The sequence below is a fragment of the Shewanella salipaludis genome (assembly GCF_012911865.1).
GTDB lineage: Bacteria > Pseudomonadota > Gammaproteobacteria > Enterobacterales > Shewanellaceae > Shewanella > Shewanella salipaludis.
Window position 1 is genome coordinate 303,660 of record NZ_JAAXYH010000004.1, and the last position, 20,154, is coordinate 323,813.

16 protein-coding genes are annotated in these 20,154 nt (G+C 60.0%); 14 read left to right on the plus strand and 2 right to left on the minus strand.

All coding sequences use genetic code 11. The features are described from left to right. The first annotated feature begins 28 nt into the window (after positions 1-28). The 12 genes from HC757_RS08570 (at position 29) to HC757_RS08625 (ending at position 16,444) form a co-directional block, all read left to right on the plus strand. The gene (locus tag HC757_RS08570) at positions 29-1,078 is read left to right on the plus strand and encodes a rod shape-determining protein (RefSeq protein WP_169563897.1); all 1,050 of its coding nucleotides are present in this window, start codon (positions 29-31) and stop codon (positions 1,076-1,078) included. A 51-nt stretch (positions 1,079-1,129) separates the two neighbouring features. Next, the gene (mreC, locus tag HC757_RS08575) at positions 1,130-2,014 is read left to right on the plus strand and encodes a rod shape-determining protein MreC (protein ID WP_244623330.1); all 885 of its coding nucleotides are present in this window, start codon (positions 1,130-1,132) and stop codon (positions 2,012-2,014) included. Beyond that, positions 2,011-2,499, plus strand: a complete 489-nt coding sequence (mreD, locus tag HC757_RS08580) for a rod shape-determining protein MreD (protein WP_169563898.1) — start codon at positions 2,011-2,013, stop codon at positions 2,497-2,499. The genes mreC and mreD overlap by 4 nt, the downstream gene beginning before the upstream one ends. A gap of 1 nt (position 2,500) precedes the next feature. Continuing rightward, positions 2,501-3,085, plus strand: a complete 585-nt coding sequence (locus tag HC757_RS08585) for a Maf family protein (RefSeq protein WP_169563899.1) — start codon at positions 2,501-2,503, stop codon at positions 3,083-3,085. A gap of 259 nt (positions 3,086-3,344) precedes the next feature. Next, positions 3,345-4,853: a ribonuclease G gene (gene rng / locus HC757_RS08590; RefSeq protein ID WP_169563900.1), complete on the plus strand. Its 1,509-nt coding sequence runs from the start codon at positions 3,345-3,347 to the stop codon at positions 4,851-4,853. Then, positions 4,853-9,112: a YhdP family protein gene (locus HC757_RS08595; RefSeq protein ID WP_169563901.1), complete on the plus strand. Its 4,260-nt coding sequence runs from the start codon at positions 4,853-4,855 to the stop codon at positions 9,110-9,112. The genes rng and HC757_RS08595 overlap by 1 nt, the downstream gene beginning before the upstream one ends. Next, entirely contained in the window at positions 9,036-9,872 is an 837-nt protein-coding gene (locus tag HC757_RS08600; protein ID WP_169563902.1) for a carbon-nitrogen hydrolase family protein, read from the plus strand. The genes HC757_RS08595 and HC757_RS08600 overlap by 77 nt, the downstream gene beginning before the upstream one ends. 120 nt (positions 9,873-9,992) lie before the next feature. Continuing rightward, positions 9,993-11,441, plus strand: coding sequence for a metalloprotease TldD (gene tldD, locus HC757_RS08605; protein WP_169563903.1), 1,449 nt, complete (start codon positions 9,993-9,995; stop codon positions 11,439-11,441). Positions 11,442-11,753: 312 nt separating this feature from the next. After that, positions 11,754-13,181, plus strand: coding sequence for a TolC family protein (locus tag HC757_RS08610; protein WP_169563904.1), 1,428 nt, complete (start codon positions 11,754-11,756; stop codon positions 13,179-13,181). Continuing rightward, the gene (locus tag HC757_RS08615; protein WP_169563906.1) at positions 13,171-14,142 is read left to right on the plus strand and encodes an HlyD family secretion protein; all 972 of its coding nucleotides are present in this window, start codon (positions 13,171-13,173) and stop codon (positions 14,140-14,142) included. Before HC757_RS08610 ends, HC757_RS08615 begins: the two co-directional genes overlap by 11 nt. A gap of 5 nt (positions 14,143-14,147) precedes the next feature. Beyond that, positions 14,148-15,311 (plus strand): ABC transporter permease, encoded by a 1,164-nt coding sequence (locus tag HC757_RS08620; protein WP_425313956.1) that lies wholly within the window; start codon positions 14,148-14,150, stop codon positions 15,309-15,311. Continuing rightward, positions 15,308-16,444, plus strand: coding sequence for an ABC transporter permease (locus tag HC757_RS08625; protein WP_169563910.1), 1,137 nt, complete (start codon positions 15,308-15,310; stop codon positions 16,442-16,444). Before HC757_RS08620 ends, HC757_RS08625 begins: the two co-directional genes overlap by 4 nt. Positions 16,445-16,584: 140 nt before the next feature. Here HC757_RS08625 and yjgA read toward each other — a convergent pair whose 3' ends face one another. Then, positions 16,585-17,118, minus strand: coding sequence for a ribosome biogenesis factor YjgA (gene yjgA / locus HC757_RS08630; RefSeq protein ID WP_169563911.1), 534 nt, complete (start codon positions 17,116-17,118; stop codon positions 16,585-16,587). Positions 17,119-17,279: 161 nt separating this feature from the next. Here yjgA and pmbA point away from each other — a divergent pair, with 161 nt between their 5' ends. Both pmbA and HC757_RS08640 read left to right on the plus strand, forming a co-directional pair. Further along, the gene (pmbA, locus tag HC757_RS08635; protein WP_169563913.1) at positions 17,280-18,623 is read left to right on the plus strand and encodes a metalloprotease PmbA; all 1,344 of its coding nucleotides are present in this window, start codon (positions 17,280-17,282) and stop codon (positions 18,621-18,623) included. Positions 18,624-19,003: 380 nt separating this feature from the next. Then, positions 19,004-19,207 (plus strand): ribosome alternative rescue factor ArfA, encoded by a 204-nt coding sequence (locus HC757_RS08640; protein WP_211164339.1) that lies wholly within the window; start codon positions 19,004-19,006, stop codon positions 19,205-19,207. Positions 19,208-19,279: 72 nt separating this feature from the next. Here the strand turns inward: HC757_RS08640 and HC757_RS08645 are convergent, their stop codons facing one another. Further along, entirely contained in the window at positions 19,280-20,149 is an 870-nt protein-coding gene (locus HC757_RS08645) for an EamA family transporter (protein WP_169563915.1), read from the minus strand. Positions 20,150-20,154: the final 5 nt, after the last annotated feature.

Genomic DNA, 20,154 nt, shown 5'->3' on the forward strand with positions numbered 1-20,154 from the left:
CTGACTCCACAGAATACAGGCTAGTTACATGTTCAAGAAGCTACGTGGCATTTTTTCTAACGATCTCTCGATCGATTTGGGTACGGCAAATACATTAATTTATGTACGTGATGAAGGCATAGTGCTCAATGAACCTTCGGTTGTTGCTATCCGTGGCGAGCGCAATAGCTCTGGTCAGAAGTCTGTTGCCGCGGTTGGCACAGAAGCAAAACAGATGTTGGGCCGGACCCCCGGCAACATCCAGGCCATTCGTCCCATGAAAGATGGGGTGATTGCCGATTTTTATGTGACCGAGAAGATGTTGCAGCACTTCATCAAGCAAGTGCATAACAACAGTTTCTTCCGTCCCAGCCCTAGGGTGCTGGTGTGTGTGCCTGTCGGCGCCACTCAGGTAGAACGCCGTGCCATCCGTGAATCGGCCATGGGCGCGGGTGCCCGTGAGGTGTATCTGATCGAAGAGCCGATGGCGGCGGCGATCGGTGCCGGCTTGCCGGTCTCAGAGGCGACCGGCTCCATGGTGGTCGATATTGGCGGTGGCACCACGGAAGTGGCCATCATCTCCCTCAACGGTGTGGTGTACTCTTCGTCTGTGCGCATCGGCGGCGATAAGTTTGACGATGCCATCATCAACTATGTACGTCGTAACTACGGCAGTTTGATAGGTGAAGCCACGGCCGAGCGCATCAAGCACACCATAGGCACGGCCTATCCGGGCGATGAAGTGCTGGAAATCGAAGTCCGCGGCCGCAACTTGGCCGAAGGCGTACCGCGCAGCTTTACCCTCAACAGCAACGAGATCCTCGAAGCGCTGCAAGAACCTCTTTCAGGCATTGTCAGTGCCGTGATGGTGGCGCTGGAGCAGTCTCCGCCGGAACTGGCCTCGGACATCTCAGAGCGTGGCATGGTGCTGACGGGTGGTGGCGCTTTGCTGCGGGATCTGGACAGGCTGCTGATGCAAGAGACGGGCATTCCCGTGATGGTGGCCGAAGATCCTCTGACCTGCGTCGCCCGTGGCGGTGGCAAGGCGTTGGAGATGATCGACATGCACGGTGGCGATCTTTTCTCCGAAGAGAATTAAGGGTACGGATAAGTTAAGTCGAGGCGGTTAATAGCCGCCTTACTTTTTTCTATGAAACCAATTTTCGCTCGCGGTATATCCAATCAATTCAGGCTCACACTGGCAATCATATTGTCGGTGGTCCTGCTCGTGGCCAATCATAGGCTGGAGCCGGTGCGCCAGTCCTTGTCGTCCCTGCTCAGTCCTCTGCAGTATCTGGCCAATGTGCCGGGCGCGCTGCTCGACTGGTCCGCCGAAAGCTTTGCCACCCGCAACATGCTGGCGGTCCAGAATAAGGAGCTGCTCAGGCAACAGCTGCTGATGAGCGAACGCCTGCAGAGGTTCGAGCACGTCAGGCAGGAGAACGAACGCCTGCGGGCCTTGCTGGGCTCGCCCGTGCATCTGGACTCGCGCAAGATGGTGGCCGAGGTGATGGAAGTCGCCAGCGATCCCTTCCACCAGTATGTGGTGCTCAACCACGGCGCCCGCAGTGGGGTATTTGTCGGCCAGCCTGTGGTCGATGCCCTGGGGGTGGTCGGCCAGGTGGTGGAAGTCAGCGAACTGACTAGCAGGGTATTGTTGTTGTCGGATGTGACCCATGGCTTGCCCGTGCGTATCACCCGCAACGATGTGCGCATGGTGGCCAACGGCACCGGCGAGCTGGATGAAATTGAACTGCGCCATGTGGCCAAGAGCACGGATGTGCGGGTCGGCGATCTGCTGGTGACCTCGGGTCTGGGCAATCGTTTTCCCGAGGGCTATCCTGTGGCGCGGGTGATCGAAGTCGCGACCGAAGACGGCCAGAACTATGCCAGGGTCACGGCCCAGCCGCTGGCCGCCTTGGACAGGATCCGCTACCTCCTGCTGATCTGGCCGGGTGAAGCGACCCAGCCGGAGGCGGCCGCTGCGGCGCCCGCCGACCGGCCAGCTGCCGTTGAACCCGCGGAGGGCCAATGAATATACAAGCCGCCAATGGCCGCATGGCCGTTTGGGTGACCTTGTTTCTCGGCATCCTATTCCAGATCATGCCTCTGCCCGAGGTGGTCGAGTCATGGCGCCCGGATTGGCTCCTGATGGTCATCATCTATTGGGCCGTGGCCCTGCCCCACAGGTATAATATTCTCACCGCCTGGGTGCTGGGGGTGGCATTGGACATCTTGCTTGGGGCCAACCTGGGGATCCGGGCGTTGGCGCTGTCCCTGGTCGTCTATGTGGTGGTGTTGCACTTCCAGCGGATACGGCATTTTCCCCGCTGGCAACAGACTCTCCTGGTCATGTGTCTGGTACTCTTGTATCACCTGGTGATTTTCTGGCTGGAGTTTGTCATCAGCGGCGCCAAATTTGAGCCGGACTTCCTGTTGCCGGCGGTCTCCAGCCTGGTCATCTGGCCTTGGCTATTCTTGATATTGCGCCGGGTGCGGCGTCTTTATAAGGTGCGTTAGTATGACCCTGGTATTAGCCTCGACTTCTCCCCGTCGCCGCGAATTGCTCGGTCAACTGGGATTGGGCAATGAAGGTTTCAGCTTCGAGCAGGTGTCGCCCGACATAGACGAAGCCTATCTTGAAGGAGAAACCGCCGCGGAGCATGTGTTGCGCCTGGCCGTTGGCAAGGCCAGGGTAGGCTTGGATCTATGCCGCCAGCTGCCCGAGCCTGTGGTGCTGGGATCAGATACCATAGTGGTGTTGGGCGAGGAGATCCTGGGTAAGCCTCTGGACGCTGCCGACGCCAAGGCCATGTTGACGCGTTTGTCGGGCCGGACCCACAGGGTGATGACGGCGGTAGCGATCACCGACGGTAAGCAAACACTCACTCGCTTGAGTGAAACCTCGGTGCGTTTCAGCCCCATGTCTGCCGGCGACATAGATGCCTATGTGGCCACGGGAGAGCCGCTGGATAAGGCGGGTGCCTACGGTATCCAGGGCCTTGGCGGCTGTTTCGTGGCCGCCATAGACGGCAGTTATTCGTCTGTGGTCGGCCTGCCCTTGGTGGAAACCCGTGAATTGCTCTACGCCATGGGCTGCCTGTGAGTTAACGGCTTACGAGTTAACTGCCTGCAAGTTAACCGCCTGTGCCTCGGTCTTTATCACGAGGAAAGGGATGAGGCAGTGAACCGCGCCCGGGCAGGCGTTGTCTATAAATTAGCTATGCTTTATCGACTCGGTTGCTGCAGGGCATGGCATTCAAGAGCCCGTGCCCGAGTCACGAATTTGTTTTGCATGTTTTATTAATCTTATGTCATTGGAGCTAGCATGCTCCAAGAGCCAAGTTTCCCAAATGGGGTGAGTCGTGAGTAGCAGCCGCTTGAGTCAGCACAAGACACAGAGCAAGATAGGGTCGGAGTTACTGATCAATGTAACGCCCTCCGAGGCAAGGGTTGCCTTGGTCGAGCATGGTGTTCTGCAGGAAGTGCACATAGAGCGGCGGATGAAGCGCGGCCTGGTCGGCAACATCTACAAGGGCAAGATCAGCCGGGTATTGCCCGGCATGCAGGCGGCCTTCGTCGACATAGGCCTGGAAAAAGCCGCCTTCCTGCACGCCTCCGACATAGTGCCCCATACCGAGTGCGTCGCCGAGGTAGAGAAAGGCAACTTCGTGGTGCGTGACATAGCCGAACTGGTGCGCCAGGGCCAGGACATCATGGTGCAGGTGGTCAAAGATCCCTTGGGCACCAAGGGTGCCCGCCTGACCACAGACATCACCTTACCCTCACGCTATCTGGTGTTCATGCCCGGCTCCAGCCATGTCGGGGTGTCCCAACGCATAGAGCAGGAGGAAGAGCGCGTCCGCCTGAAGAACATTACCCTGCCTTATGTGGATGCCGACGGTGGTTTCATCATACGTACCGCCGCCGAAGGCGTGGGTGCCGATGAACTGGCCCAGGATGCGGCCTTCCTGCGACGGGTCTGGGCCAAGGTCAGCGAGCGTCGCAAGCGTCCGCGGGTGTCCTTGCTGTATCAGGATCTGGCCCTGCCGGTACGCATAGTGCGGGATTTTGTCGGTACAGAACTGGATCGCATTCAGGTCGACTCACGTCGTACCTTCAGCGGACTGCAGCAGTTTGCCCTCGAGTTCATGCCGGAAATCGCCGCCAAGATAGAACATTACCAGGGGCCGGCACCGCTGTTCGAACTCTATGATGTGGAAAATGAGATCCAGCGGGCCCTGGGGCGCAAGGTCGAACTCAAGTCGGGTGGTTATCTCATCATAGATCAGACCGAGGCCATGACGACCGTCGACATCAATACCGGCGCCTTCGTCGGTCATCGCAACCTGGAAGAAACCATCTTCAATACCAACCTGGAGGCGACTCAGGCCATAGCCCGTCAGCTGAGGCTGCGTAACCTGGGGGGCATCATCATCATAGATTTCATCGACATGATGAACGCCGAGCATAAGACCCGGGTGCTCAACAGCCTGACCACGGCGCTGGCCAAAGACAGGGTGAAGACCAATATCAGTGGCTTCTCCGGACTGGGCCTGGTGGAGATGACGCGCAAGAGAACCCGCGAGAGCCTGGAACATGTGGTCTGTGGCGAGTGTCCTTCCTGCCAGGGCACAGGCAGCATGAAGACCATAGAAACCGTGTCTTACGAAGTGTTCCGCGAGATCATTCGTCTCAACAGGAGCTATGATGCCGATGAGTTCCTGCTCTATTGCTCGCCGGCCGTGCACCAGAGTCTCAGCGGCGATGAGAGTCATTTGCTCGCCGAGCTGGAAGTCTACATAGGCAAACGCATTCGGCTGCAGAACGAGCCCATGTATGCCCAGAATAAATATGACGTGGTGATGATGTAGTGCGACTGCCTTTCTGTCCGTTCAAATTCAGCCGTTATTGCTGGCAGGCGCTGGCAATATTCCTGGTGCTGTTCGCTCTTGGGGTCAGCCTGATCCGCGGTCTCCTGCCGCAGCTGGGGCAGGTGCGCCAGCAGGTGGCCATCTATCTGCAGGATGAGTATCAGTTGAAGCTGCAACTGGGACAGATTTCGGCCCAATGGGAGGCCTTCGGTCCGGCGCTGACCGTGGACAATCTGGTGATCCCGCCGCAGGAAAGCTTGCCCGTGACCCTGATAGTGGGCAAGGTGCAGATCAAGCTGGATTTCTGGCAGACACTGCTGACGGCGTCGCCCCAGGTAGAAACAGTGATCTTCAACGGTGTGCACCTGGCACTGGATCTCGATGCCCTGGGCCAGAGCGGGGAGCCGCAGAGTTCGGCCAATACAGATTGGCTCTACCGCCTCCTGCTCGAGCAGCTGGGGCGCTTCTCCCTGTCCGATGTTCGCCTGCAACTGCTCAGTGCCCAACACCATTTCCCCCCCCTCTATATCAAAGATCTCAAGTGGCGCAACACTGGGGCACGGCACCAGGGCTCGGGCATCCTGCAACTGGCCGCCAACGCCTCGAGCCATGAATCCCTGAGTCTGAGTCTGGACATAGATGGCGACGCCAATGCGCCGGATAGCCTGACGGGACAAATTTATCTGGCGGCCAAGTCGCTGGATCTGGGCGAGTGGGCCTCCCGCCAAGCCAACCCCAAAGCTCCCGGCAATACTCTGCCCTTGCAGGGGGTGGTCAACCTGGAAGCCTGGGTGACGCTGGCACAGCGCAAGATAGAGTCCGGCCTGGTGCAATTCGAGCCCAGTTGGTTGCAGTGGTCGCTGGATAACCAGGAACAGAAATTTGCCATCCAGGGCGGCACCATCGCCTGGCGCCCCGACGCCCAGGGGTGGCGGGTGCAGAGCCAGGGACTGGATTTTGTGACCAATGGCGTCGCTTGGCCGGCACTGACGCTGGCGGCCAAGCAGAGCGACGATGAGCTGTTCGCTTACCTGAGTCCGCTGGATACCCGTATGCTGTTGCCGCTGTTGCCCCTGTTTCCCGGGGTCGATGCCGCGAGTCTGCGGCATTGGCAAGCATTGCAGCCCGAGGGCGAGATAGGGCCGCTGCGCCTGTATCGCCACGGGGGTGAAGCATTGCAGGCGAGCGTGGATATAGCGCAACTGGGCTGGCACAACGCCGCCGGCCTGCCCGGCAGCGCACCGCTGGATGCGACCCTGGGCTGGCGGGGGCAGACCCTGTATTTCTCCGCCCCGCCCCAGAGCTATGAGCTGAGCTGGAAGGAAGAATTCCAGGCGCCGATTCACTTGGATGCCGCGGCCCTGCAGGGGCAATTCGATGTCGAGCACCAGGCCTTGAGCCTAAGCGGATTACAGCTGGAAAATGAGGACCTGGCGCTCGATGCGAACCTGCGTCTGGATCTGAGTGACGGCGCCCTGTTGGCCTTGGCCGCCAGGTTACAGCTCAAGAATGCCGCCAACGCCAAGCGCTATTTCCCCCGCCATGGCATGGGTGAGCCTCTGGTCGATTACCTAGGTGGTGCCATCCAGGCGGGTAAGATAGAGGATGCCAAGTTGCTGTGGCATGGGCAGCTGAGCAATTTTCCCTATGAAGATCACTCGGGTGTTTTCCAGGCGGACTTCAATTTGACCCAGGCCAAATACCGCTTCCAACCCGACTGGCCGGCGGTGACAGACTTGAGTCTGGCGGCGCTTTTCGAAAATGCCCGCATGGATCTCTGGGTCGATAAGGGGCAATTGTTGCAGGTGCCTGCCGATGGCGCCCATGTGTATATTCCCCACCTGGGACACGAGTCTGTGCTGAAGGTGCAGGCAGATCTGACGACCCAAGGCGCCGCCGCCACCCAAGTGCTGCAGGCCTCTCCCTTGGCCGCCAGCGTAGGTGCGACCCTGGAGACGGTGCAGATCCAGGACAGGGTGAGCGCCAATCTGGATCTGACCATACCCCTGTATCTGGGGGGGGAGCCCGACATCCGCGGCCGGGTGCAGTTCGACAAGACCCCAGTGTATCTGCGGCAACCCGGGGTGCAGCTCGAGGCGGTGACGGGCGAGGTGAGATTCGCCAACGAGCTGGTCGAAGGCCAGGACATAGGTGCCCGCCTGTTTCAGCAGGCCGTGACCTTGTCGTTCGATACTGAAAGGGTGAATCGGGATTTGGGCCTCAATCTCAAGATCAATGGCAGCTGGGATCTGGCGGCCCTGCCGGATAGCCTGGACAATCCCCTGAGTGCCTATTATTCGGGTCGGCTGGATTGGACCGGCGGCATGACCTTGGTCTTCGCTCCCGAGGGCTATCGCTTGCAGGCCAGTGTCGGTTCAGATCTCAGCGGCGTCGGGCTGTCATTGCCCGGCGCCTTTGGGAAATTACCCCAGGAAGCGCGCCGTTTCAATGTCGACCTGGTCGGCGACAGCGAGAGCACCTCGCTGGATATTATCCTGGGTGATCAGGCCGAGTTCTGGGGCGGCTTCGACTCGGCCTCCGCCGGCCGGCTGACAGATTATCACCTCTTGCTGGGGCGGCTGTTCCAGCCGGGTGACGAGGTCCATAGGGAGGGCGGCTATCTGCAGCTGGCACTCGATGAGGTCGAGTTTCAGCCCTGGTTGCCCTTGATCCGCAGCTTCCTCGGCAAAGGCGCCGAGGCCGAGGTGGCACAGTCGGAGCCCGGAACGCCAAGCGCAACTGCAACCCAGTCACAGGCAGGTGCCTTTCCGCCACTCAAGGCCGTCGAGGCCAGGATAGCCAAGCTGGATCTCCTGGGCCAGGCCTTGACGGATCTCAGCTTCGATGCCGCGCCCCAGGAGAGTGGCTGGCGTTTCAACGCCAAGGCGAACGAATTCGAGGGCTGGATAGACTTTTATCCGGATTGGTTGACCCAGGGGTTGAAAGTGGTGGCGCAGAAGTTCGATTTCGCCCCCCAGGCCCAGCAGAGCCCGGCCGGGAACTCGGTCCAGGATCAGGCCCAGCTGCTGGCGAACCTGCCGCCGGTGGCGATAGATGTGGACGCATTCAACTTCTACGACAAGCCATTCGGGCATCTGGTGTTGCAGGCCAGGCCGGAGGGCGAAGCTTATCATATTCAGACCCTGTCACTGACGACCCCGGATGCCAGCCTGCAGGGCCAGGGCTATTGGAAAGTTCGGCAGGGAGAGAGTCTGACCCAGGTCACCTTGACCCTGAAGGCCGACAAGTTCGATACCCTGACCGACCGCTTGGGGCTGAGCCCTGGACTCCAGGATGCGCCGCTGGATCTGACCGCGTCCCTGTCCTGGCGGGATGCGCCCTATGCCTTCTCCCTCGAGAGCCTGGGCGGCAAGGTGAGGTTCGACTTCGGCAAGGGCCATCTGTCGGAGATCAGCGACAAGGGCGCCCGTATCTTTTCACTCTTCAGCCTGGATTCCCTGCTGCGTAAGCTGTCACTGGATTTTTCCGATGTCTTCGGCAAGGGCCTGTACTTCGACGCTTTCAAGGGGGATCTGCTGCTGGAAAATGGGGTAGTCAAGACCACCAACACGGCCATGGATGCCGTCGCCGGTGACATGAAGGTCAGGGGCTATACGGATCTGATCAGCCAGAGCCTGAATTATGATATTCGTTTCGTGCCTCAGTTGGCGTCCAGTGTGCCGACGGTGGTCTTGCTCAGCACCAGTGCCTGGACCCTGGGTCTGGGGGCCTTTGCCCTGACCAAGGTGCTCGAACCCGTGATCGAAGTGATCTCTGAAATAAGGTTCCGGCTGACAGGCACCATGGATGACCCTAAACTGGAAGAGCTGGAGCGCAAGAGCAAGGAGATAGAGATCCCCGAGTCCATATTGCCACGCAAGCCGGCAGTTGCCGCAGACGCCCCGGCCGAAGCCGGTACCGAGGCTGTGGATAAGGCGCCGGCATCCGAAGGAACTCAGCCGGTCCAGCCCGAGACCCCTACTCCGGCAGAGCCAGAGCCTAAGAAAGAGCTTAAGTCAGAGCCTCAGCCCGAGTCTAAGTCTAAGCCAGAGCCAGAGCTCAAACACGAGTCTGAGCCGGCAGCCGGCCAGGTCCCTGTGGCGCTGAGGCCGGCTAATGCCATACTCAAGCTGGTCGGGGGAATTGATGCCTATGCCCGAGAAGGGATACCTGGAGACAAAGATGCAGATCAGCTTGTTACAATGCCAGAGCAGCCGCGATGTGGTGGCCAATCTGGAGTTTATCGAATCGCAGCTTGAGTGCTTGCCCCGCGAAGCCAACGAACCTCAGTTGGTGGTGTTGCCCGAATGCAGTCTGTTGTTTGGCGGTCATGAGCGCCAGCAGCTGCAATATGCAGGTGACGAGCGCCAGAGTTCGCTGAAGTCGGCACTCGGTGCCCTGGCCAAGCGCTATGATGTGTATCTGGTGGCAGGGACCATTCCCATGCGGGCCGACGAGGGCCGGGTCTACAGCCGTTGTTATCTTTTCGATAATTCGGGCGAGGTCCTGGGCCAATACGATAAGCTGCATCTGTTCGATGTGGATGTCGCCGACGGTACCAAGGAATATCGTGAGAGCGATACCTTCTGCCCGGGTGAACATATCAGCGTGGTAGACACCCCCCTGGGTAAAATCGGCCTGGCAGTCTGTTATGATCTGCGTTTTCCCGAGCTGTTTCGCGCCATGCGTCTGGCGGGCGCCGAGTTTATCGCCCTGCCATCGGCCTTCACCAAGGTCACGGGCGAGGCGCACTGGCAGAGCCTCATTCAGGCCAGGGCGATAGAGACCCAGTGTTTCCTGCTCGCCGCCGCTCAGTGGGGCCAACATAACGAGGGCAGCCGCGAGACCTGGGGTCAGAGCATGATAGTCGACCCTTGGGGACAGATAATGGCGCAGCGCCAGACAGGCACAGGCTGGATACAGGCCAAGCCAGACATGCTGCAGTTGCAGCGCATCCGCCGTCAGATGCCCGTGATGGAGCATAACCGCTTCGCGGCGCCAAGCTTGACAGCCAGGTAGCGGCTAACCGAATACAGGAGTGATGCCGGGCGTCACTCATAACCCTTTGCCGCGGCGCGATCTAAGCCATCAAGCCGCAGCCATAATTGCAACCGATCGACAGGATCGAAGAGAGAATCTATGCCGTTTTTAGCACAAGTTGGACAGAGTTTATTGCAGTCGGGCCTGGCACTGGACGAACTGCAAGGCTATTTGGATACCATACACAAGCACAACATAGACTTCTCGGATCTCTATTTTCAGGGCAGCCGCCACGAGTCCTGGGTGCTGGAAGACGGCATCATCAAGGAAGGCAGTTTCCACATAGAGAGGGGCGTAGGTGTCAGGGCGATCAAGGATGAGAAAACCGGCTTCGCCTATGCCGATGAAATTACCCCGGCGGCATTGAGTGCGGCGGTCGATGCGGCGCGCAGCATAGCAGGTGCCGGTCGCCATTGTCAGGTGCAGGCCCTGAAACGCCAGGCAGTGCATCCCCTCTATGCCAGTGCCGATCCCATAGCCGCCATGGAAGAAGTCAAGAAGATCAACCTGTTGAAAGAGGCCGACGCCTACATACGCAGCCTGGACAGCCGCATCATTCAGGTGGTGGTGAGTCTGTCCGGCGTACATGAAGAAATCCTGGTCGCCGCCAGCGACGGCACCCTGGCCGCCGACGTGCGCCCTCTGGTGCGTTTCAACTGCAGCGTGATCCTCGAAGAAAATGACAAGCGCGAACGTGGCAGCGCCGGTGGCGGTGGCCGTCACGATTACAGTGTCTTGCTGCAAAGCGATGACACTGGCCTGCCAAGCTGTTTCGGCTTCGCCCGCGAGGCCGTGCGCCAGGCCCAGGTCAATCTCAATGCCATAGATGCGCCGGCGGGCGAGATGCCCGTGGTGCTGGGCAACGGCTGGCCCGGGGTCCTGTTGCACGAGGCCGTGGGTCATGGCCTGGAAGGCGACTTCAACCGCAAGGGCAGCAGCGCCTTCAGCGGCAAGATAGGCCAGCAGGTAGCCTCCAAGCTTGTGACAGTGGTCGATGACGGCACCCTGGCCAACCGCCGCGGCTCCCTGAGCATAGACGATGAAGGGGTGCCAGGGCAGAAAACCGTCCTGATTGAAGACGGCATACTCAAGGGCTATATGCAGGACAAGCTCAACGCCCGCCTGATGGGCATGATGCCGACGGGCAACGGCCGGCGCGAATCTTACGCCCATCTGCCCATGCCGCGTATGACCAATACCTATATGGAGGCCGGCGAGTCGCTGCCCGCCGACATCATCAAGTCGGTGAAGAAGGGCATCTATGCCCCCAACTTCGGCGGTGGCCAGGTGGATATCACCTCGGGCAAGTTCGTGTTCTCGGCCTCAGAGGCCTATCTCATAGAGAATGGCGAGGTAACCCGGGCCATCAAGGACGCGACCCTGATAGGCAACGGCCCCGAGGCCATGCAGCAGATCTCCATGGTGGGCAACGATCTGGCATTGGATCAGGGCGTCGGCGTCTGTGGCAAAGACGGCCAGAGTGTCCCGGTCGGTGTCGGTCAACCAACGCTGAAATTGGATCGCCTGACGGTGGGCGGCACCGCCTGATAGCCTGAGCCAGACATAAGGGCCGAGGCATATGCCCCGGCCTCTTAGATCTTATCCCTCGCTCGCCATCCGCTATGCTTGCCGGCCAAGCCAGAGTCAGCCGGCGCTGCTTCCACCTGGGTCCGAATTTCGGCTACGACCGCCCCCTACCTTGGGCTGCGGCACTGCAGAGTGTGCCGTCGCTCCCGGACTGCCAATTTATTTATAGAGTGATATCAATCACCTGCCAACTGCTGTTAGGCTGGGGCAGAGGATGTTAGAATAGCGGCATAATTTAGAGCAATAACTCTAGAGGTGGGAATGAGACTTCCAATGAAAAGCGTGTGGGTGAGCCGGGTAACTCAAGCCGCCAGGGGCTGGCTGCTGGCGGGGCTGGCCCTGTGCGCCTTCGCCGCGCCGGCAGAGCCGCTGAGCTTCGATGCCGCCTGGCAGCAGTTGCTCAAGGTGAGCGACAAGCTGCTGGCCCAGTCCCAGGAGCTCAATCGCGCCAAGGGAGAGCAGGAGGCGGGCGAGAGCCTGAGCCTGCCGGCGCTGAGCATAGCCGGCAGCTACACCCGGCTGGAGCAGCCTGTGGAGATGGATCTCAGGGATCTCAACCCCTTGGCATCCCTGGATCCCAAGACACTGCCGCCGGCCCTGGGCGGCGCCCTGGCCAGCATTCCCGGCAATTTGTTCGTCACCCCCTTCACGGAGCAAGACATCTTCCGTGCCAGCCTGCAGGCCATGTGGCCCATATATACGGGCGGGCAGATCAGTGCCGCCCAAGGGATACACGAGGCCATGGTGGCCGAGAAGCAGCAGGCGTTGCAACTGGCGACCCGCGAGCTCTTCACCCAGTTGGTGCAACGCTACTTTGCCGTGGCCGTGACCCAGAGCCTGGCCCAGACCCAGGCACAGCTGGTGGCATCACTCACAGAGCATGCCGAGCATGCCATCAAGCTGGAGCAACAGGGGCAGATAGCCAAGGTGGAACGCCTCAACGCCCAGGTGGCGCTGGAAAATGCCAGGGTGGATCTCGGCAGTGCCCGCCGTCAGCATGAGATGGCCCAAATTGCCCTGGCGCGCCTGCTGCACGAGCCAAACATCAGCCCAAGCTCAGGACTCTTCATCCTGCCCGAATTGCCTTCGCTGCCGGCCCTGAGCCAGCTGACCCTGAAGCAACACCCGGCGTTGCGGCTGTTGGCGGCCAAGGAGGCCCAGGCCCAAGGCCTGGTGTCGCTGGAGCAGGGCAAGTATCGGCCGACTGTGTTCCTGTTCGGCAACTACACCTTGTATGAAGACGACAGCCTGTTCGCCAAGATGGAACCCGACTGGATGCTGGGCCTGGGGGTGAAGATCCCCCTGCTGAGCCGTGACGGCCCGGGCGGCAAGGTGCAGGCGGCCAGGAGTGCCCTGCTGCAGGCCAGATACACCAAGGCCCAGACCCGGGAAGATCTCAGCCTGCTGCTGGAGCAGAGTTACCGCCGGCTGCTGCAGGCCAAGGAAGAGGTCGAAGCGCTGACACTGTCACTGAGCCTGGCCGAAGAAAACCTGAGGCTTAGGGAGTTGGCCTTCAATCAGGGCCTGTCTACCTCCATCGACAGGGTCGACGCCGAGCTCAAGCTCAGCGCGGTCAAGAGCCGTCAGTTGGGTGCCAGGTATAACTACATTCAGGCCTATGCCAGTCTGATGACCATCAGCGGTCAGTTGGATGAGTTCATCGGCCATACACGAGAGCAGGAGACGCAAGATGCGCGCTAACAGAATCTTTGCCGTAGCGGCGCTGGTTTTTCTCATTCTGGTATTGGCCTATGGCCTGGTGCTGGCCTATAGCCCCAAGCCCAGGCTGCTGCAGGGACAGATAGAGGCCAGGGAATACAACATTTCTTCCAAGGTGCCGGGCCGGTTGGAGCAGGTGCTGGTACGCCGCGGCGATAGCGTGGCGGCGGGGGATCTCCTGTTCGCCATCCACAGCCCTGAGCTGGATGCCAAGCTGATGCAGGCCCAGGGCGGCTTCGACGCCGCCAAGGCCATGCAGCAGGAGGCCGACAGCGGTGCCAGGGCGCAGCAGATCCTGGCCGCCAAGGAACAGTGGCTCAAGGCCAAGGCGGGGGCCAGCTTGGCGCAGACCACCTACGACAGGATAGAGAATTTGTTCGGTGAAGGCGTGGTGGCGCGGCAGAAGCGTGATGAAGCCTTCACCCAGTGGCAGGCCGCCAAGTACACTGAGCAGGCCGCCAAGGCCATGTATCAGATGGCCGAGGAAGGCGCCCGCAGCGAGACCAAGGCCGCGGCCGCGGGCAATGCCCGCCGGGCCGAGGGCGCCGTCGGCGAGGTCAGCGCCATATTGGCCGACAGCCAGATGCGCGCACCGCGCGCCGGAGAGATAAGCGAAGTGCTGTTGCAGCCGGGGGAACTGGCCCCAAGCGGGTTTCCCGTGGTCAGCCTCATAGACATGCAGGATGCCTGGGCGGTATTCCAGGTGCGTGAAGACGAGCTCGAGCGCTTCAAGCAAGGCGCCGTCATGACCCTGGAGCTGCCGGCACTGGGACGGACGGCCGAGTTCAGGGTCAGCCATGTGAGCGTGATGGGCGACTTCGCCACCTGGCGCTCCACCGAGAGCGGCCATGACTTCGACATGCGTACCTTCGAGGTAGAACTCAGGCCAACCCAGACGATAGCGGATCTGCGGGTCGGCATGTCGGCGCTCCTGACCCTCTGAGTGGCATGCAGATGACAGGCCCGATCCGCCGCGAACTCCACGCCCTGTGGCATTCCCCCTGGCAACTGGCGTTGGTGACTTATGTGCCCTTGCTGAGCGTGCTGGCGCTCTGGTGGCTGTTCAGTGCAGGTTTGCCCAGGCAGTTGCCCGTGGCGCTGGTGGATCTGGATCACAGCCGGGTTAGCCGCATGCTGGGACGGCAACTGGCGGCCAACGCCGTCACTGCCCCGGTGGCCTTCGCGGATCTGCCCGCTGCCGTCGCCGCCATGCGCCGGGCCGAGGTCTATGCCCTGGTGCTCCTGCCCAAAGATCTGCAAAGAGACTTGCTCAGGGGCGCCGGCCACAGCCCCAGTATAGACATACGCTACAACAGCCAGTTCCTGCTGATGGGCAAGTTGCTCTCCAGCCAACTTCAGCAGAGCCTGGGGGCCGGCTTGCTGGAGCTGGCCGGGCTGAAGCAGCTGGTATCCGGGGTGCCCAGGGCCAGGGTGGCGGTGAACCTGAGGCCGGTACAGAGCCAGACCACGGCGCTGTTCAATCGCAACAGCAACTATGTCGGCTTCCTGGTGCCGCCCGTGCTGATCGCCCTGTGGCAGCTGCTGGCCATGCTGGTGTTTGCCAACAGTTTCAATCGCGAGCTGACCCCGGCCCCCCATGACTCTGGCCTGAGCTTGGCTTTCTGGCCCAAGCTGCTGGCCAAGCTGGGCGTCTATCTGCCGCTCCTGGCGCTCCATGGCGCCGGCATCCTGTGTTTCCTGTATCTCTATCTGGGCTTGCCCTTCGCCGGCAGTCTGTCGGTGCTGGTTATCGCCCAGTGCTGCATGTTGCTGGCGATCTGGTGCCTGGTGCTGACCGTCTTCCTGCTAATGGCCGACAGCGCCAGGGTGGTGAGTTTCTGCACCGCGCTGTTCGCCCCCGCCTTCGCCTTCATGGGGATCACCTTTCCCGTGCATGAGATGCCCTCGGCGGCCCAATACTGGCGCCTGCTGATGCCATCGAGCCACTATATAGACGCCCACGTGGCTCAGGTCAGCTATGGCCTGGGCTGGCCGAGTCTGCCGGCCCAACTGGCATCCTACTGGGGCTACCTGCTGCTCTTGCCCGTGATTTACCTGTTGGGACGCAGGCTGCAGACGCGCCTGCAACCCGGCTGTGAGGTCAAGCCATGAGCCTGCTGCAGCTGGTCATCAATGAACTCAAGGCCATAGTGAGCGACAAGGCCATAGCCGTGACCCTGTTCGGCGGCGTGCTCTTCTATTCGATCTTGTATCCTCTGCCCTATCTGCATCAGGTGCCGACCGAGCAGCAGTTGGTGGTGGTGGATCTGGACCACTCATCCCTCAGCCGCCAGTTGCTGCGCCATGCCGACGCCAGCGCCAAGATCCGGGTGGTGGCCAGGGTCGATGCCATAGCCACGGCGCAGCAGTGGATAGCCGCAGGCAAGGCCCATGGTCTGCTGGTGATCCCCGCAGGCTTTCGCCGGGATCTCTTGCTCGGCAAGGGCGTGGTCTTGAGCTATGGCGGCGACGCCAGTTATTTCCTCATCTATTCCGCCGTGGCCGAAGGCCTGGTGGCGGCAGGCCTGGAGGCGGGCAAGGGGATCCAGTTGCTGGGCCTGCTGGCAAGGGGCGAGCAGCAGGCCGAGGCGGAACGGGTCTTGAATGCGGTCAGGCTCAACAGCGTGCCCGCCTTCAATCCGGGTCTGGGCTACACCCCCTATGTGGTCCCAGGCTTGTTTCTGCTGATACTGCACCAGACCCTGCTGATAGGCACTGGCATACTGGGGGCGGGCCAATGGCGTACCGCCGGCTACTGGCGCGAAACCTCTCCCTTGAAGCTGGTGTGCGGCCGCATCCTGGCCTTTTCGCTGCTCTATAGCCTGTTTACCAGTTTCTATGTCGGCTGGTGTTATCACTGGTATGGGGTGACGGTACAGGCGAGCCTGGGACGGGTGGCGCTGTTTCTGCTGCCTTTCCTGCTCTCGACGGCGGCGGCTGGCATCGCCTTGAGTTGCCTGTTCCGGCGGCGCGACTTGCCGACCCAGGTGTATCTGCTGGTGTCCATGCCTATCCTGTTCGTCAGCGGCTTCGTCTGGCCGCTGGCCTTGATCCCGGATCCCTTGGTGTGCTTGTCGCAGCTGGTTCCGGCCGTGCCCGCCATCTCGGGTCTGCTGCAGCTGAATCAGCTCGGCGCCGCCTGGACTGATGTGCTGCCCAAGTGGCTGCAGCTGTGGGGCCTGTTCGGCCTATTCTTTGGCTTGGCCGTCAGGGGGATTGCGGGAAAGCGGGCTAGCCTGCAATAGCCGCCACCGAATATCAGTGTTGAGTTTGCAGACTGGGGTTCTGGCGATAAAGGCTGGGGTAATGAGGCGTTTTACTGTGGATTTGCCGACGACAGCCACTAAGACAAAATCTCTGTGGCTGTTGCCGCAGCGGCCGAAGACTAGTCTATAATTTCGCCGCGCAGGTATTTGAAAATTTCTTTGGCCGCTTTGGACTCTGGGCCTTTTTCCAGTTCTTTCTTGGCTTGGCGTACCAGCTGACGCAGCTTCTGCCTGTCCAGTTGTGGATGGGCTTCGACCAGGGTCTGGATCTCGTCGTCGCCCTGGCTCAGCAAACGCTCGCGCATCTTCTCGAAGATCTGCAGCTGGGCGCTCTCGTTGTTGTTCTTGTTGAGCACCTTATCCAATGCCGCTTGAATGGGTTCAATCTCTGCGCTGCGCATCAGCTTGCCTATGTACTGCATGTGGCGGCGATAGGCCTCAGTCTTGGGCTTGATGCTGCGCGCCTTGACTATGGTGTCGTACAGAAACTCATCCAGCTCTATCTTATCCAACTGAGTCTTGCTCAGGGATACCAGCTGAAGCCCCAGCGCCTGCAGCGCTTCGCTCTCGCGTTTCTGCTCCGTTCTGCTGACGTAATCGTCATCATTGTCATAGGGCTGTTTAAAGTGTTCTGAATCGCCAACAATTTTCATATGGATAAAGCCTCGAGTTATATACCCGCCAATAATACCATCTCAGGCAATTATTCGCCTAGGTATTCTCCCGCCCGGGCGGCTCTAGCGGCAATATTTAATGTGATTGGGATCTGTGTTTGTTATGCTATTGGCATTGCCGATAACCTAAGAGTAGATTTGTGTCCTCCAGCAGCCTAGATATTGAATTAGATGCACTCAAGCATGCCGTCGCCACGGCACTCGAGTATGCCGATAAACTCGGCACCAGCGCGGCCGAAGTGGCGATCAGCAAACAGCAGGGCCTGTCAGTTTCGACCCGGCTGAAAGAAGTTGAGACGGTCGAGTTCAACAAAGACGGCGCGCTCGGGATCACCGTCTATCGCGATGGCTGCAAGGGCAGTTCCTCGACCTCGGATCTCAGCCCTGAGGCTATCCGCGTCGCGGTGAAAGCGGCCGACGACATCGCCAGATTCACCTCGCCCGATCCTTTCAGCGGCCTGGCGGATAAGAGTCTGATGGCCACAGAGTTTCGCGACTTGCAGCTCTATTATCCCCAGGATATAGGGGCCGACGAGTTGGCCCAGCTGGCAATACGCGCCGAAGCCGCGGCCATGGAGGCCGACCCGAGGATCAAAAACTCGGATGGGGCCAGTGCCAACGCCCACACATCGGTCAAGGTCTATGGCAACAGCCATGGCTTCCTCAATGGTTACTGCAGCTCACGTTACAGTCTCAGCTGTGTGGTGATAGGCGAAGAAGCCGACGGCAACATGCAGCGGGATTATGACTACACAATAGCGCGCAAGTTCGACGAGCTATGGACTCCTGAGGCTGTGGGCCTCAAGGCGGCGCAGAAGACGGTCAGTCGCCTCGGCGCCCGCAAGATAGCCACAGGGCACTTGCCCGTGTTGTTGGCTCCCGAGATAGCGACAGGTTTGATAGGGCATCTGGTCGGCGCCATCAGTGGCGGTAACTTATACCGTAAGTCCAGCTTCCTGCTCGACTCTATCGGCACTCAGCTGTTTCCCGACTGGTTCAACATAGAAGAGCAGCCGCACCTGCTGGGCGCGCTCGCCAGTGCCAACTATGACAGCGAAGGCGTCGCCACCCAGGACAGGCGCATCATAGATGCCGGTACCCTGCAGACCTACCTCTTGACCAGCTATGCGGCGCGCAAGTTGGGCCTGACGACCACGGGTCATGCCGGCGGCATCTACAACTGGACACTCGGCCACACGGGGCAGACCTTCGATGAGTTGGTCAAGGCCATGGGCACAGGCCTGCTGGTGACCGAGGTCATGGGTCAGGGCGTGAACATGGTGACCGGGGATTACTCTCGCGGCGCCGCCGGTTTCTATGTCGAGAATGGCGAGATCCAGTATCCGGTGGAAGAGATCACCATGGCGGGTAACCTGAAAGACATGTTCCGCGGTATACAGGCGGTGGCCAAAGACAGGGATCTGCGCTCCTCCATCCGTACCGGCGGCATCTTGCTGAGCGAGATGAAGATCGCCGGCAACTGATGCGCCGGCCGCTGGGCGCTGCATCCAAGATGAACGCATCCAAGATGAAAGCGCCTGAAATGAACAGCCACTGAGATGAAACACTCAGCTGAAAACGCCGGTCGATATCTGTATCGCCGGCGTTTTTTATGCCTGCTGCCCGCACTTTGTGACAGTCTTTGCTGAAATAGTGTACAAAATGTTAGAATGGCGACGGCCCGATGGCATAGGGCCGTCAACATCAGTGCCATCAACATCAGGGCCGCCAACATCAGCACACAGAAGATATAGAGGATAAAGAGGGTATAGAGGCTATGAGTAAAAGACATAGAAAGGCGCAACCGGCTGCAGCCGGTTCAGCTGAGCCTGCGGGTGACCAAGGGCGCGCGCAGTCCCATGACATGGGCCGGGGGGCAATTCAGGACAACGCCCTGAAGGCGTTAGTCACCAGCCCCCTGTTCAGGAGCCGGACCGAGAGGCCGAAGAAGGGCAAGGGCGCATACAGCCGCAAGGCAGCAAACCGAAAGGGGCATCAGCACAAGGGCTATGCCCCTTTCGACTTTCTTGGGGCCGTGTCTTTGCCATCCTGTCCCGCCCGGGCATGAGTTTCCTCAGTTCTTGTTAGCCAGCTCCAGGCTCACCCCTGCCGCATTACCGCCATTGCCTCATTTCAGATGTCATTCGGCTTCAATTCTCGCTGCCATTGCCAGCTGCGCTTTCGCATCGCTCTGCCTGGGACGGTTCAGATAGATGTTGAGACATAGCATGGCGATCAGCGCAGCGTAAATCAGTCCCTTCTCCAGTGGAAACGCCTGTTGATATAGCTCGACAGCTATGAGTGTACCTGTAATGGGGGCAACGAATTGGTACAGGGACAGGTGTTTGAAGGCCACCCGCTTGCTGCCTATGATGAAGAGTAACAGTGGCAGGCAGGTCAGCACTCCGAGCAGGGGCAGCAAGGCCATCTGGGTCCGGGTGAGACTCAGGTCCTGGGGGATGAACAGCAAGCCGATCGCCAGCGGCAGCATCAGGCTGGTTTCGTGCTTGAGGGCGACCAAGGGATCTAAGCCTTGTTTTCTATGCCAGAGGATATAGGCGACGAAGGCCATGGCAATCAGGAAACCGGCAATGGGAACCACGCCTTGCATGATTGCATCCAGGACTATGATGCCACCGGTTGCCAGCATGCAGCCCAGCATGGCGGGATTTTTCCTGTTCGCCGGGGCGAAGCAATCCAGGGCGGCGAACAGCACTGGGGTGATGAGATAGGCAAAACTGGCTTCGAGTGCCTGGCCGCTTTGTACCGTCATCGCATAGATGCCCCAGTTGGCAGCCAGGAAACAGGCCGAAGGCACATAGGTGCGCCAGGATCTGTTGGGTTGCGATGCCTGTTGGGGTTTGGCCCTGACGAAGAGTGCCAGCACCAGCCAGGTGGCGATGATTTGCATCGCCAGCATGAATAGGGGGGAGACCCTATCGTAGAAATAAAAATACAACGGCAGCGCGCCCCAGATGAGGTTTGCCAATAAGATTTGCAGGTGTGACATGGGTC

Bases quoted from the DNA above. Each gene is read 5' to 3' on its own strand.
- HC757_RS08570 (WP_169563897.1), top strand. From the start codon at position 29: ATGTTCAAGAAGCTACGTGGCATTTTTTCTAACGATCTCTCGATCGAT.
- mreC (WP_244623330.1), top strand. From the start codon at position 1,130: ATGAAACCAATTTTCGCTCGCGGTATATCCAATCAATTCAGGCTCACA.
- mreD (WP_169563898.1), top strand. From the start codon at position 2,011: ATGAATATACAAGCCGCCAATGGCCGCATGGCCGTTTGGGTGACCTTG.
- HC757_RS08585 (WP_169563899.1), top strand. From the start codon at position 2,501: ATGACCCTGGTATTAGCCTCGACTTCTCCCCGTCGCCGCGAATTGCTC.
- HC757_RS08600 (WP_169563902.1), top strand. From the start codon at position 9,036: ATGCAGATCAGCTTGTTACAATGCCAGAGCAGCCGCGATGTGGTGGCC.
- tldD (WP_169563903.1), top strand. From the start codon at position 9,993: ATGCCGTTTTTAGCACAAGTTGGACAGAGTTTATTGCAGTCGGGCCTG.
- HC757_RS08610 (WP_169563904.1), top strand. From the start codon at position 11,754: ATGAAAAGCGTGTGGGTGAGCCGGGTAACTCAAGCCGCCAGGGGCTGG.
- HC757_RS08615 (WP_169563906.1), top strand. From the start codon at position 13,171: ATGCGCGCTAACAGAATCTTTGCCGTAGCGGCGCTGGTTTTTCTCATT.
- HC757_RS08620 (WP_425313956.1), top strand. From the start codon at position 14,148: ATGCAGATGACAGGCCCGATCCGCCGCGAACTCCACGCCCTGTGGCAT.
- HC757_RS08625 (WP_169563910.1), top strand. From the start codon at position 15,308: ATGAGCCTGCTGCAGCTGGTCATCAATGAACTCAAGGCCATAGTGAGC.
- yjgA (WP_169563911.1), bottom strand. From the start codon at position 17,118: ATGAAAATTGTTGGCGATTCAGAACACTTTAAACAGCCCTATGACAAT.
- HC757_RS08640 (WP_211164339.1), top strand. From the start codon at position 19,004: ATGGGCCGGGGGGCAATTCAGGACAACGCCCTGAAGGCGTTAGTCACC.
- HC757_RS08645 (WP_169563915.1), bottom strand. From the start codon at position 20,149: ATGTCACACCTGCAAATCTTATTGGCAAACCTCATCTGGGGCGCGCTG.